The 17,145-nt window shown below is 62.8% G+C and carries 11 protein-coding genes; 8 read left to right on the plus strand and 3 right to left on the minus strand.

The annotated features are described in order from the left end of the window. Positions 1-12 precede the first annotated feature (12 nt). The 4 genes from QYC26_RS04175 (at position 13) to QYC26_RS04190 (ending at position 10,680) form a co-directional block, all read left to right on the plus strand. Positions 13-624, plus strand: coding sequence for a TetR/AcrR family transcriptional regulator (locus QYC26_RS04175; protein WP_317514136.1), 612 nt, complete (start codon positions 13-15; stop codon positions 622-624). Positions 625-839: 215 nt separating this feature from the next. Then, positions 840-4,988 carry a DNA-directed RNA polymerase subunit beta gene (gene rpoB / locus QYC26_RS04180; protein ID WP_317514137.1) on the plus strand — a complete coding sequence of 1,383 codons (4,149 nt, stop codon included), beginning with the start codon at positions 840-842 and terminating at the stop codon, positions 4,986-4,988. A 79-nt stretch (positions 4,989-5,067) separates the two neighbouring features. After that, positions 5,068-9,324 (plus strand): DNA-directed RNA polymerase subunit beta', encoded by a 4,257-nt coding sequence (gene rpoC, locus QYC26_RS04185; protein WP_317514138.1) that lies wholly within the window; start codon positions 5,068-5,070, stop codon positions 9,322-9,324. 291 nt (positions 9,325-9,615) lie between these two features. Continuing rightward, entirely contained in the window at positions 9,616-10,680 is a 1,065-nt protein-coding gene (locus QYC26_RS04190; protein WP_317514139.1) for a radical SAM protein, read from the plus strand. On the opposite strand, the gene QYC26_RS04195 is transcribed toward QYC26_RS04190, so the two are convergent. Both QYC26_RS04195 and QYC26_RS04200 read right to left on the minus strand, forming a co-directional pair. Then, positions 10,662-10,895, minus strand: coding sequence for a DUF2188 domain-containing protein (locus QYC26_RS04195; protein WP_317514140.1), 234 nt, complete (start codon positions 10,893-10,895; stop codon positions 10,662-10,664). The two genes, QYC26_RS04190 and QYC26_RS04195, sit on opposite strands and share 19 nt — an antisense overlap. Positions 10,896-10,967: 72 nt before the next feature. Then, positions 10,968-12,371 (minus strand): Mur ligase family protein, encoded by a 1,404-nt coding sequence (locus QYC26_RS04200; RefSeq protein WP_317514141.1) that lies wholly within the window; start codon positions 12,369-12,371, stop codon positions 10,968-10,970. 47 nt (positions 12,372-12,418) lie between these two features. Between QYC26_RS04200 and QYC26_RS04205 the strand changes: the two genes are divergently transcribed. Beyond that, entirely contained in the window at positions 12,419-13,258 is an 840-nt protein-coding gene (locus QYC26_RS04205) for an LD-carboxypeptidase (protein ID WP_317514142.1), read from the plus strand. A 69-nt stretch (positions 13,259-13,327) separates the two neighbouring features. After that, positions 13,328-14,509 carry a glycosyltransferase family 1 protein gene (locus QYC26_RS04210; protein ID WP_317514143.1) on the plus strand — a complete coding sequence of 394 codons (1,182 nt, stop codon included), beginning with the start codon at positions 13,328-13,330 and terminating at the stop codon, positions 14,507-14,509. A gap of 21 nt (positions 14,510-14,530) precedes the next feature. On the opposite strand, the gene QYC26_RS04215 is transcribed toward QYC26_RS04210, so the two are convergent. Beyond that, on the minus strand, positions 14,531-15,292 hold the full coding sequence (locus QYC26_RS04215) for an SDR family oxidoreductase (protein ID WP_317514144.1): 762 nt from the start codon (positions 15,290-15,292) through the stop codon (positions 14,531-14,533). Between the two features lie 164 nt (positions 15,293-15,456). Here QYC26_RS04215 and QYC26_RS04220 point away from each other — a divergent pair, with 164 nt between their 5' ends. Further along, positions 15,457-16,332: a CoA transferase subunit A gene (locus tag QYC26_RS04220; protein WP_317514145.1), complete on the plus strand. Its 876-nt coding sequence runs from the start codon at positions 15,457-15,459 to the stop codon at positions 16,330-16,332. 10 nt (positions 16,333-16,342) lie between these two features. Then, positions 16,343-17,143 carry a ketoacid CoA transferase gene (locus QYC26_RS04225; protein ID WP_317514146.1) on the plus strand — a complete coding sequence of 267 codons (801 nt, stop codon included), beginning with the start codon at positions 16,343-16,345 and terminating at the stop codon, positions 17,141-17,143. Positions 17,144-17,145: the final 2 nt, after the last annotated feature.

Here is a 17,145-nt window from a genome sequence, read left to right on the forward strand (position 1 = left end):
TACAGTGAAAACATGACAAGAAATGGTAACAGCGTCAACATTGAACCGATAAGGCCCTATCATCACGGCGATTTGCGCGCGGCGCTGATCGCTTCGGGCCTTGAATTGCTTGCCGAACATACCGCCGACGCCCTTTCCCTGCGCGAAGTGGCCCGCCGAGTCGGCGTAAGCGCCACTGCGGTCTATCGCCACTTTCCCGACAAGCAGGCGCTGCTTTCGGCGCTGGCGGCCGAGGGGATGGAGCAGCTGGGCGAGATGCAGCGCGCGGCCAGCGACCGTGCGGGCGGCGGCCCCGACGGATTTGTCGCCTCGGGCGCCACTTATGTGCGCTTTGCGGCGGAAAACCCCGCGCTGTTCCGGCTGATCTTTGCCTCGGCCGCTTCGATCAGCCTGCTCGATGCCGCGCCGGACAAGGTGGGCCGCGCGATGCGCGGTCTGCGTGAGGACATTGCCCGGCTGATACCGGCCGATCTGCCCGACGCCGCCCATCGCACCGCCGCGCTCCACGCCTGGTCGCTGGTGCATGGGCTCGCAATGCTGATCCTCGACGGCCAAGTGTCATATGAGCCCGACGAGATCGAGGCCGTGATCCGTGGTGCCGGGCTTGCCGGAAAGGCTGGCTGAGCCCCTTCCTTCCCCTTTGACACGGAACCAGCCACAGCCTATATCCGGTCGATCACCACAATCGTTCGGGAAATGATGTGCCGTCGCGCAGTGCATCGTACGTATGGAGCGATTGGGGTTCCAGTGACGCTGAAGCTGCGGCCTTCCAGGCGGGAAGGCGCGCGGCTTTCGGCGTTTTGCGCGCCTGAATTCTTGAATACGAGGCGAAAATCAACATGGCGACCAAGGAAGCACCCGCGACCGTCAAGAAGCGCATCCGGAAGGTCTTCGGCAACATCCACGAAGTGGTGCAGATGCCGAACCTGATCGAGGTTCAGCGCGAATCATACGAACAGTTTCTTCGTTCCGATTCCAGCACGGGCTATGTCTCGGGCCTGGAAAAGACGCTTCGCTCGGTCTTCCCGATCCGCGATTTCGCCGGCACCGCCGAACTCGACTTCGTGCACTATGAGCTTGAAGACCCCAAGTTCGACGTCGAAGAATGCCGCCAGCGCGGCATCACCTATGCAGCGCCGATGCGCGTCACGCTGCGCCTGATCGTTTTCGAAGTCGACCAGGACACCGAAACCCGTTCGGTGCTCGATATCAAGGAGCAGGACGTGTACATGGGCGACATGCCGCTCATGACCGAGAACGGCACCTTCTTCATCAACGGCACCGAACGCGTCATCGTGTCGCAGATGCACCGTTCGCCGGGTGTTCTGTTCGACCATGACCGCGGCAAGACCCACGCCTCGGGCAAGTATCTCTTCGCCGCGCGCGTCATTCCGTATCGCGGTTCGTGGCTCGATTTCGAATTCGACGCCAAGGACATCGTCAACGTCCGTATCGACCGCAAGCGCAAGCTGCCGGTGACGGCGCTGCTCTATGCGCTTGGTCTGAATTCGGAAGAGATCCTCGGCCACTTCTACAACAAGGTCACCTTCGTTCGTGGCGAAAATGGCTGGGTTGTCCCCTATGCCGCCGAACAATGGCGCGGCCAGAAGCCCGCGTTCGACGTCGTCGACGCGCAGTCGGGCGAAGTCGTTTTCGCCGCCGGCCAGAAGATCAGCCCCCGCGCCGCCAACAAGGCCGGCAAGGATGGCCTTGAGCAGCTGCTGATCCCGACCGAGGAAATCTTCGGCCGCTATTCGGCGTTCGACCTGATCAACGAAACCACCGGTGAGATCTATATCGAAGCCGGCGACGAAGTTTCGCCCGAAAATCTGGAAAAGCTGGACAAGGCCGGCATCGAGAAGCTCGAACTGCTCGACATCGACCATGTCAACACCGGTCCCTGGATCCGCAACACCCTGAAGGCAGACAAGGCCGAAGACCGCGACCACGCGCTCGCCGATATCTACCGCGTCATGCGCCCCGGCGAACCGCCGACGCGCGAAACCGCCGAAGCGCTGTTTGCTGGCCTGTTCTTCGACCCCGAGCGCTACGACCTGTCGGCCGTGGGCCGCGTCAAGCTGAACATGCGCCTTGACCTCGACTGCGAGGACACGGTGACGACGCTGCGTTCGGAAGACATTCTGGCCGTGGTGAAGACCCTCGTCGACCTGAAGGACGGCAAGGGCGAAATCGACGACATCGACAATCTCGGTAACCGCCGCGTGCGTTCGGTGGGCGAACTGCTTGAAAACCAGTACCGTGTCGGTCTGCTGCGCATGGAACGCGCGGTGAAGGAGCGCATGAGTTCGGTCGACGTGTCGACCGTGATGCCGAACGACCTGATCAACGCGAAGCCGGCCGTGGCCGCGGTGCGTGAATTCTTCGGCTCGTCGCAGCTGTCGCAGTTCATGGACCAGACAAACCCGCTGTCGGAAGTCACCCACAAGCGCCGCGTTTCGGCACTTGGGCCGGGCGGTCTGACCCGCGAACGCGCAGGCTTCGAAGTCCGCGACGTTCACCCGACCCATTATGGCCGTATCTGCCCGATTGAAACGCCGGAAGGCCCGAACATCGGTCTGATCAACTCGCTGGCGTCGTTCAGCCGCGTCAACAAGTACGGCTTCATCGAAACCCCGTACCGCAAGGTCGTGGACGGCAAGGTGACGACCGACGTCGTCTATCTGTCGGCGATGGAAGAAGCCAAGCACACGATTGCACAGGCGAACGCCGAACTGAACGCTGACAACAGCTTCGTCGAGGAACTGATCTCGGCGCGTGAAGCCGGCGAATTTCTCATGGCGCCGCGCGATCACATCACGCTGATGGACGTCAGCCCCAAGCAGCTCGTCTCGGTTGCAGCATCGCTCATTCCGTTCCTGGAAAACGATGACGCCAACCGCGCGCTCATGGGCTCGAACATGCAGCGTCAGGCCGTGCCGCTGGTGAAGGCGGAAGCGCCCTTCGTCGGCACCGGCATGGAAGAAACCGTGGCCCGCGATTCGGGCGCAGCGATCGCCGCCAAGCGTGCGGGCATCGTCGACCAGGTCGACGCGACCCGTATCGTCGTCCGCGCAACGGGTGATGTCGAAGCCGGCAAGTCGGGCGTCGACATCTACACGCTGATGAAGTTCCAGCGTTCGAACCAGAACACCTGCATCAACCAGCGTCCGCTGGTGAAGGTGGGCGATCCGGTGAACGCGGGCGACATCATCGCTGACGGCCCGTCGACCGAACTGGGCGAACTCGCCCTCGGCCGCAACTCGCTCGTCGCGTTCATGCCCTGGAACGGCTACAACTATGAGGACTCCATCCTCATTTCCGAACGCATCGTGAAAGACGACGTCTTCACCTCGATCCATATCGAGGAATTCGAAGTGATGGCGCGCGACACGAAGCTCGGGCCGGAAGACATCACGCGCGATATCCCGAACGTCGGCGAGGAAGCCCTGCGCAACCTCGACGAGGCGGGCATCGTGTACATCGGCGCCGAAGTCGAGCCGGGCGATATCCTCGTCGGCAAGATCACGCCGAAGGGCGAAAGCCCGATGACGCCGGAAGAAAAGCTGCTCCGCGCGATCTTCGGTGAAAAGGCCAGCGACGTGCGCGACACCTCGCTCCGCCTGCCCCCGGGCGTCGCCGGTACCGTTGTCGAAGTCCGCGTCTTCAACCGTCACGGCATCGACAAGGACGAGCGCGCGATGGCTATCGAGCGCGAGGAAATCGAGCGCCTGAAGAAGGACGCCGACGACGAACGCGGCATTCTGAACCGTGCCACCTGGTCGCGCCTGCGCGAAATGCTCCTCGATCAGGTGGCGACCGCCGCTCCGAAGGGCATCAAGAAGGGCACCGAGATCACGCCGGAGCTGCTCGACGAAGTCGAGAAGCATGAATGGTGGAAGTTCGCCGTTCAGGACGACAAGCGTCAGGCCGATCTCGAAGCCGTCAAGGCGCAGTATGACGATGCCGTCAAGGTCATCAACGAGAAGTTCGAAGACCGTCGCGAGAAGCTCGAGCGCGGTGACGAACTGCCCCCGGGCGTTCTCAAGATGGTCAAGGTGTTCGTCGCGGTGAAGCGCAAGCTGCAGCCGGGCGACAAGATGGCAGGTCGCCACGGGAACAAGGGTGTCATCTCGCGCATCCTCCCCGTCGAAGACATGCCGTTCCTTGAAGACGGTACGCCGGTCGACCTCGTTCTGAACCCGCTGGGCGTGCCTTCGCGTATGAACGTCGGTCAGATCTTCGAAACGCATCTTGGCTGGGCAGCCCGCAACCTGGGCATGCAGGTGGCGAGCGCGCTGGAAGATTGGCGCGAAGCCAACCCCAATGCGCAGGCAGGCGAAATGCCCGCCGCCGTCAAGGACCGCCTGAAGGCGATCTATGGCGACCATTATGCCGACGACATCGAAGCCCGGACGCCCGACCAGGTGGCCGAGCTGGTGCACAATGTCCGCACCGGTGTGCCGATGGGCACCCCCGTGTTCGACGGCGCGCGCGAAGCCGATGTTTCGGACATGCTGGAACTGGCGGGTCTCGACACCTCGGGCCAGTCGACGCTGTTCGACGGCCGTACGGGTGACGCGTTCGACCGCAAGGTGACCGTGGGCATCATCTACATGCTGAAGCTCCACCACCTTGTTGACGACAAGATCCACGCACGTTCGATCGGGCCCTACTCGCTCGTCACCCAGCAGCCGCTGGGTGGTAAGGCGCAGTTCGGCGGCCAGCGCTTCGGGGAAATGGAAGTCTGGGCGCTCCAGGCTTACGGTGCCGCGTACACGCTGCAGGAAATGCTCACGGTCAAGTCCGACGACGTGGTCGGCCGTACCAAGGTTTACGAAGCGATCGTCAAGGGCGACGACACCTTCGAAGCCGGCATTCCCGAGAGCTTCAACGTGCTCGTCAAGGAAATGCGCTCGCTGGGTCTCAACATCGAGCTGTCGTCGGTCACCGACCAGGACGATGGCGACGTTGCCGAGGCCGCGGAGTGATCCTGCCCGGGCCAGGTGCTGACCGCACCGGGCCCGCCAGCCGCCCCGCCAGAGATTTGCCCTCCAGAGGGAAGAGAAAATGAACGAACTGACCAATTTCGCCAATCCGATGGCCAAACCGGAAACCTTCGACCAGATACAGATCGGGATCGCTTCGCCCGACCGCATTCGCAGCTGGTCGTTCGGCGAAATCAAAAAGCCGGAAACGATCAACTACCGCACGTTCAAGCCCGAGCGTGACGGCCTGTTCTGCGCGCGCATCTTTGGCCCGATCAAGGATTACGAATGCTTGTGCGGCAAGTACAAGCGCATGAAGTACAAGGGCATCGTCTGCGAAAAGTGCGGCGTGGAAGTGACCGTTTCGAAGGTCCGTCGCGAACGCATGGGCCATATCGAACTGGCCGCGCCGGTTGCGCATATCTGGTTCCTGAAGTCGCTGCCGTCGCGCATCGGCCTGCTGCTCGACATGCAGCTGAAGCAGCTGGAACGCGTCCTGTATTTCGAAGCCTATATCGTTATCGAGCCGGGCCTGACCCCGCTTGAGAAGTATCAGCTTCTGACCGAAGACGAACTGCTCGACGCGCAGGATGAGTATGGCGAAGACGCCTTCTCCGCCGGCATCGGCGCAGAAGCGGTCCGCATCATGCTCGAAAACCTCGACCTCGAGGGCGAGCGTGAAGTGCTTTTGAAGGACCTGGCCGAAACCAAGTCCGAACTGAAGCCCAAGAAGATCATCAAGCGTCTGAAGGTCGTCGAAAGCTTCATCGATTCGGGCAACCGTCCCGAATGGATGATCCTTGAAGTCGTCCCCGTCATTCCGCCCGAACTGCGCCCGCTGGTTCCGCTGGACGGTGGCCGCTTCGCGACGTCGGACCTGAACGACCTGTATCGCCGCGTCATCAACCGTAACAACCGCCTGAAGCGCCTGATGGAACTGCGCGCGCCGGACATCATCGTCCGCAACGAAAAGCGCATGCTTCAGGAATCGGTCGACGCCCTGTTCGACAACGGCCGCCGCGGCCGCACCATCACCGGTGCGAACAAGCGTCCTCTGAAGTCGCTGTCCGACATGCTCAAGGGCAAGCAGGGTCGCTTCCGTCAGAACCTTCTCGGTAAGCGCGTCGACTATTCGGGCCGTTCGGTCATCGTGACCGGTCCCGAACTGAAGCTGCACCAGTGCGGTCTGCCCAAGAAGATGGCGCTCGAACTGTTCAAGCCGTTCATCTATGCCCGCCTTGACGCCAAGGGTCTGTCGATGACCCTGAAGCAGGCCAAGAAGTGGGTCGAGAAGGAGCGCAAGGAAGTCTGGGACATCCTTGACGAAGTGATCCGCGAGCACCCGGTTCTGCTGAACCGCGCGCCCACGCTTCACCGTCTGGGCATCCAGGCGTTCGAGCCTGTCCTCATCGAAGGCAAGGCGATCCAGCTCCACCCGCTCGTCTGCTCGGCATTCAACGCCGACTTCGACGGTGACCAGATGGCCGTCCACGTCCCGCTCTCGCTGGAAGCTCAGCTGGAAGCGCGCGTGCTGATGATGTCGACCAACAACATCCTGTCGCCCGCAAACGGCAAGCCGATCATCGTTCCGTCGCAGGACATGGTGCTGGGTCTCTATTATCTTTCGATCATGAAGGAGAAGGAACCGGGCGAAGGCATGCTGCTCGCCGACATGGCCGAAGTGCATCAGGCACTGCACGCCGGCGCGGTGACGCTGCACACCAAGGTGATCAGCCGCGTTCCGCAGACCGATGCGGACGGCAACACCTATCTGAAGCGCTATGAGACGACCCCGGGCCGCATGCTGCTCGGCGAATGTCTGCCGAAGAGCCACAAGGTGCCGTTCGAAACGGTCAACCGCCTGCTGACCAAGAAGGACATCGGCGACGTCATCGACGAAGTCTATCGTCACACGGGTCAGAAGGAGACCGTGCTGTTCGCCGACGGCATCATGGCGCTCGGCTTCCGCCACGCATTCAAGGCCGGCATTTCCTTCGGCAAGGACGACATGGTCATCCCCGCCGCCAAGGAAGATCTGGTCGAGGAAACCCGCACGCTCGTGAAGGATTACGAGCAGCAGTATCAGGACGGCCTGATCACGCAGCAGGAAAAGTACAACAAGGTCATCGACGCGTGGTCGCGTTGCGGTGATCAGGTTGCTGCGGCGATGATGAAGGAAATCCAGGCTGTTAAGCGCGACGAGGAAACCGGCCGCGAAAAGCCGATCAACGCGATCTACATGATGGCGCACTCCGGTGCGCGTGGTAGCGCCGCGCAGATCAAGCAGCTGGCCGGTATGCGCGGCCTTATGGCCAAGCCGTCGGGCGAGATCATCGAAACGCCGATCATCTCGAACTTCAAGGAAGGTCTGACCGTTCTTGAATACTTCAACTCGACCCACGGTGCCCGTAAGGGTCTGGCCGATACCGCACTGAAGACGGCGAACTCGGGTTACCTGACCCGTCGTCTCGTCGACGTCAGCCAGGATTGCGTCGTCATCGAAGAGGATTGCGGCACCACCCGCGCCCTCGAAATGAAGGCGATCGTCCAGGGCGGTTCGACCATCGCGTCGCTTGGCGAGCGTATCCTCGGCCGTACCACCGCCGAAGATATCGTCGACAGCAAGACCAACGAGATCGTGATCCCGATCGGCACGCTGCTGGACGAACCGATGATCGCGCAGATCGAAGCGATCGGCACGCAGGCGGTGAAGATCCGCAGCCCGCTCGTTTGCGAGAGCAAGCAGGGCGTGTGCGGCAAGTGCTATGGCCGTGACCTGGCCCGCGGTACGCCGGTGAACATCGGCGAAGCCGTTGGCGTCATCGCGGCACAGTCGATCGGTGAACCGGGCACGCAGCTGACCATGCGTACCTTCCACATCGGCGGCGCGGCACAGCTGAACGAACAGTCCAACCTCGAAGCCGTGAGCGACGGTTCGGTCGAGTATCGCGATCTTCGCGTGATCGTCGACAAGCGCGACCGCCGCGTGGTTCTGGCGCGTTCGGGCGAACTGGCGATCATCGACGCGGAAGGCCGTGAACGCGCCGTCCACCGTCTGCCTTATGGTGCCTATGTCCTGGTCGAGGACGGCGCTACGGTGACCAAGGGCGATCGTCTGGCCGAGTGGGATCCGTTCACCATGCCGGTGATCACGGAAAACCCGGGTGTCGTGAAGTATCAGGACCTGCTCGACGGCAAGACGCTGACCGAACAGACCGACGAAGCGACCGGCATCGCGCAGCGCGTGGTGACCGAATATCGTGCGCCGACGCGTTCGAAGGAAGATCTTCGTCCGCGCCTGACCCTGCTCGATGGAAACTCGGGCGAGGCCGGCCGTTACATGCTGACGCCGGGCACCACGCTTTCGGTTGAAGACGGTGCGGAAGTCCATGCCGGTGACGTGCTGGCCCGCGCCAGCCGCGAAGCCGCCAAGACCCGCGACATTACCGGTGGTCTGCCGCGCGTGGCCGAGCTGTTCGAAGCCCGCAAGCCCAAGGAAAACGCGATCATCGCGAAAGTCTCGGGCCGCGTCGTCTTCGGCAAGGATTACAAGGCCAAGCGCAAAATCGGTATCCAGCCCGAGGACGGCGGCGAGGTCGTGGAATATCTGATCCCGAAGTCGAAGGTGATCGACGTTCAGGAAGGCGACTACGTGAAGCGTGGCGACAACCTGATCGGCGGTTCGCCCGATCCGCACGACATTCTGGAAGTGCTCGGCATCGAGCCTCTTGCCGAATATCTCGTGTCGGAAATCCAGGAAGTCTACCGACTGCAGGGTGTGAAGATCAACGACAAGCACATCGAGACGATCGTTCGTCAGATGCTGCAGAAGGTTGAGATCACCGATGGCGGCGACACCACCCTGCTCGCCGGCGAGCAGGTGGACCGCGAGGAAATGGACGAGATCAACGACAAGCTCGCTCCGAACCAGCAGAAGGCACAGGGCAAGCCCATCCTGCTCGGCATCACCAAGGCGTCGCTGCAGACCCGCAGCTTCATCTCGGCGGCGTCGTTCCAGGAAACCACGCGCGTGCTCACCGAAGCCTCGGTGCAGGGCAAGAAGGACCTGCTCATGGGTCTGAAGGAAAACGTCATCGTGGGTCGCCTCATCCCTGCCGGTACCGGCGCGGGCATGAACCGCCTCCGCGTGGCCGCTTCCAGCCGCGATGCCGCCCTGCGCGCCTCGCAGCGTGCATGGCAGGCCAGCCTGATCGCCCCGGCATCGGCAGCCGAAGAGCATGAAGCCGAGCTGCGTCAGCCCGTTGAAGCCGATACCGGCAACGACCCGCTGGCCGCCGTGGTGGCCGACACCAATGGCGAGGACGGCGCAGAGGCATAAGCCCCTGCCCATCCGGGCCAAGAGAAATCACCCCGCAGGCCAGCCCGGCCTGCGGGGTTTTCTTTTGCCCCCTGCCGACGTGCATAACCCCAACGGGCAGAGTTCCCTGATTTTCGGATCTACCCCCTAAAGCCCCGCCCCCGCCTGCCCTTCCCGGCTAGGATGGCCCACCCGCACCGAGCCAGAGACAGGGCCAAGCGACAGGGGGAAATCATAGCCAGCATTGCCGCATCACCCAGCTATCTGCGTATCAAGGCGACGCTGAAAGGCATTCGCCGGCGGCGGCTGTGGATGCAGGAGCGGCTGTCACTCTCTCAACTGAGCAACCTGGCCCGCAATGTCCTGGCTTTTGCGACGCATGCGGAACGCGCGGCGCCTTTGCCCTCGGTGGTCAAGATCGACATATCGCCCCAGTGCAGCCTTGCGTGCACGCACTGCCTGCACGCCGTTCCCGAAGGCCGTGACAAGCCGCTGCTTGCCGCACAACGCTTTGCCAAGACCGACCGGATGTCGCTGGCGCAATATGGCCGGATCATCGATCAGTTGCGCGGGCGAGCGGTGGCGGTGAGCCTTTATTATTATGGCGATCCGCTGATCCACCCAGATCTCGACGCGATGATCCGGATGGCGCGGGCGGCGGGGCTCGCCGTCCATATCACCACCCATTTCAGCTATAAGCTGTCGCTGGCGCGCATCCGTAGCCTGGTGGAATCGGGCCTCAGCCACATCACCGTGGCGGTCGACGGCGCGACGCAGGAAAGCTATTCTGCGACGCGCGTGCGCGGGCGGCTCGATTTCGTTCTCGCCAATCTTGCCATGGTGGCGCAGGTGAAGCGCGAGACTGGTCGCGCGCATCCCTTTGTCGAGGTGCAGCATCTGCGCTTTCCGCACCACGCGCCCGACGAACGCGAGCGCGTGCAACAGATCGCGCTCGATCTGGGCGCGGACAAGTTTACTACCTATTCGGGGCTCCACAAAAATCCCGACGGGTCATTCTACAATGTCGTCGACGATGATCCGGGGGATGCGCCGCCGCCCCCTGCCCGGCCACTGCGCCCGGTGCCGCGCTGCCTATGGCCCTATAGCAGCACGGTGATCCGGTTCGACGGAACGGTGATCCCCTGCTGTCTGTGGCGCGTGGGGCGCCAATATGCCGCGGGCGAGGATCCACGCGGAGTTGGCAATATCTTCGAAACGCCGCTCAGCGCGATATGGAACAGCCGCCCCTATCGGCAGTTGCGCCGTCAGGTATCAAACCCGCGGCGCTTTTCGAAAAAAGAGGGCTGCGGCAGTTTTTGTGATGGTTGCCCCAGATTGTACGAGGCCCCCGGAGCCGATCAGCCGGCGGGCGGATAGGGATCGGTGCCATAGGTCCATTGGGTGCGGAAACGGCCATCGCCTTCCTGCACCAGAACCTGCGCCTCGAAACCACCGACACCCGCCTTTTGCGCGGTATCGACCGCGTCACGCAGCGCCGCGCTCTGCGTCGAATAGGGCCCGTAATTCTTGCCGTCGATATTGATCATCCACTGATTGCCATGGGGAATGATCGCATAACGGGCTTGAGGCATTCGGGCATCCTTTCAATTGGTCTGATCAAGGAGTTAGGAAGTCGCGCCCCCGATTTCCAGACACGTTGATCGTTACAGCTGCAGCGCTGCCACGATCGAGGCGGCGAATTCGGACAAGGTGTCGTCGCGCGCGCCCATCACGACGATCCGGTCCCCCGATCGCGCCAGTTCGACCAGTCTTTTGCCCGCATCGGCGCGCTCGGCGACATGCTCCGCCTGACGCCCCGCCGCCGCGACGCCCGCGATGATGCCCTCGGTCCCCACGCTCCCGTCGGTCGTGCCGCCGAAATAGACGGGATCGGGCATGATGAGCACATCGTCAGCCGCCATGTTGCCGACGAGGCAGGCGATGAGTTCGTCCTTCATCGTCCGCAGCGGGCCATAGCCGTGCGGCTGGAACATCACGAGGAGACGGCCGGGAAAATCGTGAAGCGTCGACAGCGTGGCGGCGATCTTGTCGGGGTTGTGCCCGAAATCGTCGATCACGGTGATGTCGTTTGCGGTTCCGGCGATTTCCATGCGGCGCGACAGGCCGGCAAAGCCGCCCAGTGCCTCGGCCGCAACGTCAAGCGAAAGCCCGCAGGCCCGTGCAGCGGCCAGCGCAGCGAGCGCGTTCGAGGCATTGTGGCGGCCGGGGACCCGCAAGGAAACGCTGGTACGCGCGCCATTTGCCTTTTCGACCACGCCGAAGCGGATGCCATCGGGCAAAGCGACAATATCGACCGCGCACAGATCGGCATCGCTACGGCCGAGGCCGTAGCTGATTACGCGTTCGGACGGCAGCGTGTCGGCAAGGCGGGCAACCTCGTCATTGTCGAGATTGAGCACGGCATGATCGGCCTTGCCGATAAAGTCCCCGAACAGGCTGCGCAGTTCCTCCATCGACTTGTGATCGTGGGAAATATTGTTGAGCACGGCGATGCGCGGGCGGTAAAGCGCGATCGAGCCGTCGCTTTCATCAACTTCGCTGACAAAATACTCCGCCCCGCCGACGAGCGCGCTGGCGAAGGGCGCATCGGGGGTGACGAAATTCTTCATCACCGCGCCGTTCATCACGGTAGGACGCAGCCCCGCGCTGTGCAGTATCCAGCCGATCATACCGGTGACCGTGGACTTGCCGCTGGTGCCCGCGACGCCGATGCTGGTGGGGGCATCGTTGAACAGTTCGGCAAGCAGATTGGCGCGGCGCATCATCGGCGCGCCGAGTGCGTTGGCCTTCACCACATCGGGAATCGTGTTTTCTACCGCGGCCGAGGTGACGAGTACCTGCTCCGCGCTAGTGAGCCCGCTGCCATCCTGTGGATAAAGAGCAATTCCGAGACCGCGTAGAAAATCGAACTTTGCCGCGATCCGCCCCTGATCGAGCGAGCGATCCGAGCCCCCGACCGCGTGCCCGCGCGCCTTCACGATGCAGGCGAGCGGCAGCATCCCGCTGCCACCAACGCCACAGAAGAAATAGCTTTTGGTCTTGCTCATAAGCTCGGGCTATTGACGCTTTTCCTTCAATCGGCAAGCGCGCGGGGATGAGTGACGTGAAATCGAGACGGATCGGCATCGTCGCCCCCAGTTGCCCAATCGACGATGCGGTGGTGACTGCGGTCAATGCGCGGGCCCTGGCGCTCTACGGAGACGACGCCCCCGAGCTCGTTTTTCATCCGCAATGCTTCCTGTCCCACGGTCATTTCGCGGGCGAGGATCATGAGCGCCTGTCGGCGCTTGTCGAAATGGCGAACGATCCGGCCATCGACGCGATCTGGTGCGCGCGCGGCGGTTATGGCTCGGGACGAATTGCCGAGGATGCGCTGGCACAAATGGAAAGCACCGCGCGCGCCAAGAGCTGGCTTGGCTATAGCGACGCTGGAAATCTGCTGGGCGGGCTGTACGCGCAAGGGTTCGAACATGTCGCGCATGGCCCGATGCCCGCCGATATCCGCCGAAAGGGTGGCGATGCCGCCGTCGACCGCGCGCTGAACTGGCTGGTCGAGGGGGACAGCAATGCCGTCGAACCCAATGCCCTCGCCGCGCCATCAGCCGCGTTCAACATGATCATCCTGAGCCATCTGATCGGCACGCCGCTGCAGCCTGACCTGTCTGGCCATGTGCTGATGCTGGAGGAGGTTGCGGAGCATCTCTATCGCGTCGACCGGGCGCTGTTCCACATCACCAGCAACCGCGACATCCGGCGCGTTGCCGGAATCCGGCTTGGCCGGGTAAGCGACGTGATCGAGAATGACCGCCCCTTCGGCTATGAGATCGACGAGATCGTCGCGCATTGGTGCGCCAAATCGGGCATCGCCTGGCTCGGAACCGCCGATATCGGGCATGATGTCGACAACAAGGTGGTTCCATTCGGCCACAGTTGACGATTGATTGCGGTTGATGGGCGTTGCCGGTGGAAATTCACGGTCGAAGCCGTTATCGGCTGTGCGCTTATGGAAGCTTCCGACCTTCGCATCGCCCTGTTCAGCGGTAACTATAACTATGTACGCGATGGTGCCAACCAGGCGCTCAATCGGCTCGTCGGCTATTTGCTGAAGCAAGGCGCGCAGGTGCGCGTCTATGCCCCGGTCGTTGAAAATCCGGCTTTCCCGCCGACCGGCGATCTTGTCGGTGTACCGGCGTTCGCGATCCCCGGCCGCGCCGAATACCGCGCGCCGATGATGATCCCGCCCTCAGTGAAGCGCGACATCAAGGCGTTTGCGCCCAATATCTTTCATGTGTCGAGCCCGGAGATACTCGGCCACCGCGCCGTGACGCTGGCGCGCAAGTGGAAGACGCCGGTGGTGGCCTCGGTCCACACCCGCTTCGAGACCTATTTGCGCTATTACGGCCTTGCTTTTCTGGAGCCGCTGGCCGTGGCATGCCTGCGCCGTTTCTATCGCCGCTGCGACGCGATCTTTGCCCCGTCCGATTCGATGGCGCAGCTGCTGCGCGAGCAGCGGATGAACTATGATGTCGGCATCTGGACGCGCGGCATCGATCAGGAAATCTTCAATCCCGGCCGCCGCGACATGGAATGGCGCCGGAGCCTGGGCATTGCCGATGACGAGGCGGTGATCGGCTTTGTCGGCCGACTGGTGATGGAAAAGGGCCTCGACGTGTTTTCCGACACGATCGACGCGCTCACCAAGCGCGGCGTGAAGCACCGCGTGCTGATCGTGGGCGAAGGCCCTGCGCGCGAATGGTTCACCGATCGGCTGCCATCAGCCACTTTCGTTGGCTTTCAGGCGGGCCCCGATCTGGGCCGCGCCGTTGCCTCGATGGACATGCTGTTCAACCCGTCGGTCACCGAAACCTTTGGCAATGTCACGCTGGAAGCCATGGCCGCTCACCTGCCGGTGGTGGCAGCACGCGCGACGGGCAGCGAAAGCCTGGTCACCGACGGCGTTACGGGCAAGCTGATCCGCCCCGGTGCGATCTCGGACTTTGCCGACGCGCTCCAATATTATTGCCAGAACCGCGAGGCGCGCATCCACGCCGGCGAGGCCGGACGTGCTTCGAGCGATCGCTATGGCTGGGACCAGGTGAACCAGGCGCTGGTCGACGGCTATCTGCGCGTCATCCGCCAGCGCGAACTGGGGAGCAGCCCGCCGCGCCCCAGCCCGGTTCCCTGATCCGATCGATCAGCGTCGCAATCAGCCCTGTGCGAGGCTGAGGAACAGCGGACGTTCGCCGCCGCCATGCACGGCGATCTGCGCGCCGCTGACATAGGCAGAATCGTCCGAGGCAAGGAAGCTGACGACGTCGGCGATATCCTTGGGGCGCGCCATGCGGCCGAGCGGCAGCATCGCGCCGATGCGCTTCATGCCGTCCTCACCACCATAATGTTCCTCTGCGGCCTCGGTCGCCACCAGCCCAACGATGATCGCGTTGATGCGGACCTTGGGGCCCCATTCCATCGCGAGCGACTGGGTGAGGCTGAGCAAGCCCGCCTTCGCCGCGCCGTACACCGCAGTGCCCGGCGACGGGCGCGCGCCGGAAACGCTGGCGATGTTGACGATGCTGCCGCCCTCGTCCTGCGTCTGCATGATCCGGTTCGCCGCCTGTGCCACATGAAGCGGCCCGAGCAGGTTGAGCTGGAGGATGCGTTCGGAAAAACGCGGCGATGCGGTGGCGGCGTCAGTTTCGGGCGAACCGCCCGCATTGTTCACCGCAAGATCGAACCGGCCGTGGCGCGCATAGATGCGATCGAACATAGCGTTCACTTCCTCAGCCGAGCGTACATCGCAGGCCTCGAACTCGGCCGTGCGGCCATCCGCACTCGGCAATTCGGCAGGCTCGCTCCGGCCACAGATTACGACCGTCATCCCATCAGCGAGCAGGCGTTCGGCAATGCCCTTGCCGATGCCGCGACCACCACCCGTAACGAGGGCAACCCCCCGGTTCTTATCCGCCATTTTCATCTCCGCTATCAGCGCCCTTCCCTCTCTTATCCGGCGCCGGGAAAGTCTCTCTCCATATGGTGGTAGCGAACGGACGACCCTGCGGCCTAGCCATATTCGGACATTGAGGAAGGGTCGGAGGACCGGCCCTGCTAGGCGCTGAAAAGCCGGAGAGACGATTGAACAAGGAAATTACGGTCGAGCAGTTCGTCGCCTCGCTGAAGAGCGGGATGACGATCGGTATTGGCGGCTGGGGTCCGCGTCGCAAGCCGATGGCCCTTATCCGCGCCATCCTGCGTTCGGATCTGAAGGATCTGACCGTGGTCGCTTATGGCGGTGCCGATATCGGCATGCTGTGCGCAGCGGGCAAGGTGAAGAAGGCGATTTTCGGCTTCGTCTCGCTCGATGCGATTCCGCTGGAGCCCTATTTCCGCAAGGCACGCGAAGCCGGCGGCCTCGAGATTCTCGAGCTCGACGAAGGCATGCTGCAATGGGGCCTGAAGGCCGCGGCATTCCGCCTGCCCTTCCTGCCGACCCATGTGGGCCTTGGCACCGACGTGCTGACGCATGGCGGCTTCAAGACCGTCCAGTCGCCCTATGAAGACGGCGAAACGCTGATCGCGATGCCCGCGATCAAGCTCGACGCGGCGCTGATCCATGTTCACCGCGCCGACCGCCTCGGCAACATCCAGGCGCTTGGGCCCGACACCTATTATGACGAATGGTTCGCGCGCGCAGCCGACAAGACCTTCGTTTCGGCCGAGGAAGTCGTGGACCGCATGGACCATAGCTACCCCGAAGACGTGAAGGCGAACATCGTCGAGCGTTGCTTCATCCACGCCGTCGTCCACTCGCCCTTCGGCGCGCACCCGACGTCGTTCCCGCCCGCCTATGGCTGGGATATGAAGCACTTCAAGGTCTATACCGCGAGCGCCAAGGAAGAAGGCGGCTGGGACAATTACATGGCCCAGACCATCGGTGCGGACGAAGCGCACTACATCGAGAGCGTCGGCGGCAAGGACGCCATCGCCAGCCTTCCCCTTCCGATTTTCTAAGGCGGACGATATGACCAGCCAACCCGATTTCACTCTTGCAGAACTCCTGATCGTTGCCTCGGCGGAAGCCTGGCGCGGTAACGGCGAAGTTGTCGCGACCGGCATCGGCACCGTGCCCCGCGTCGCGGCATCGCTTGCAAAGGTTTCGCACACCCCCGAACTGATGATGACCGATGGCGAAGCCTATCTGGTCGAAGATCCCGTTCCGCTGGGGCCGCGCGGCTATGACGATCGCAAGCCCGCAGGCTATCTGCCCTTCTCGCGTTATTTCGACGCGGCCGTATGGCCGGGCAAGCGCCACGCCATGGTTTCGCCCAGCCAGATCGACCGCTTCGGTCAGATGAACATCTCATACCTCGGCGGCACCTATGACAAGCCGAAGGTTCAGATGCTGGGCGCGCGCGGTTTTCCGGGCAACACCATCTATCACATCAACTCGATGTTCATCCCCGCCCATTCGAAACGCGTCTTCGTCGAAGGCGAGGTCGATATGGTGTCGAGCGTCGGCTATAATCCCGCCCGTCGGATCCCCGGCGCGAATTACGACTTCGTCGACCTGCGCCTGATCGTGACCGACCTGTGCGTCATGGATTTCGGCGGCAAGGACAATGCGATCCGCGTGATCTCCCTCCACCCCGGCGTCACGTTCGACGAGGTGCAGGCAGCCACCGGCTTCGAACTCGAAAAGGCAGCGGACATCAAGGAAACCGCCGCCCCGACCGAGGAACAGCTGGCGATCATCGCGCGCATGGATCCTCACAACTGGCGCGCCGCCGTGATCAAGGACAACCCCGCTGGCCGTAGGAGCTGAGC

The organism is Sphingomonas sp. C3-2 (assembly GCF_033025475.1).
Classification (GTDB): Bacteria; Pseudomonadota; Alphaproteobacteria; order Sphingomonadales; family Sphingomonadaceae; genus Sphingobium_A.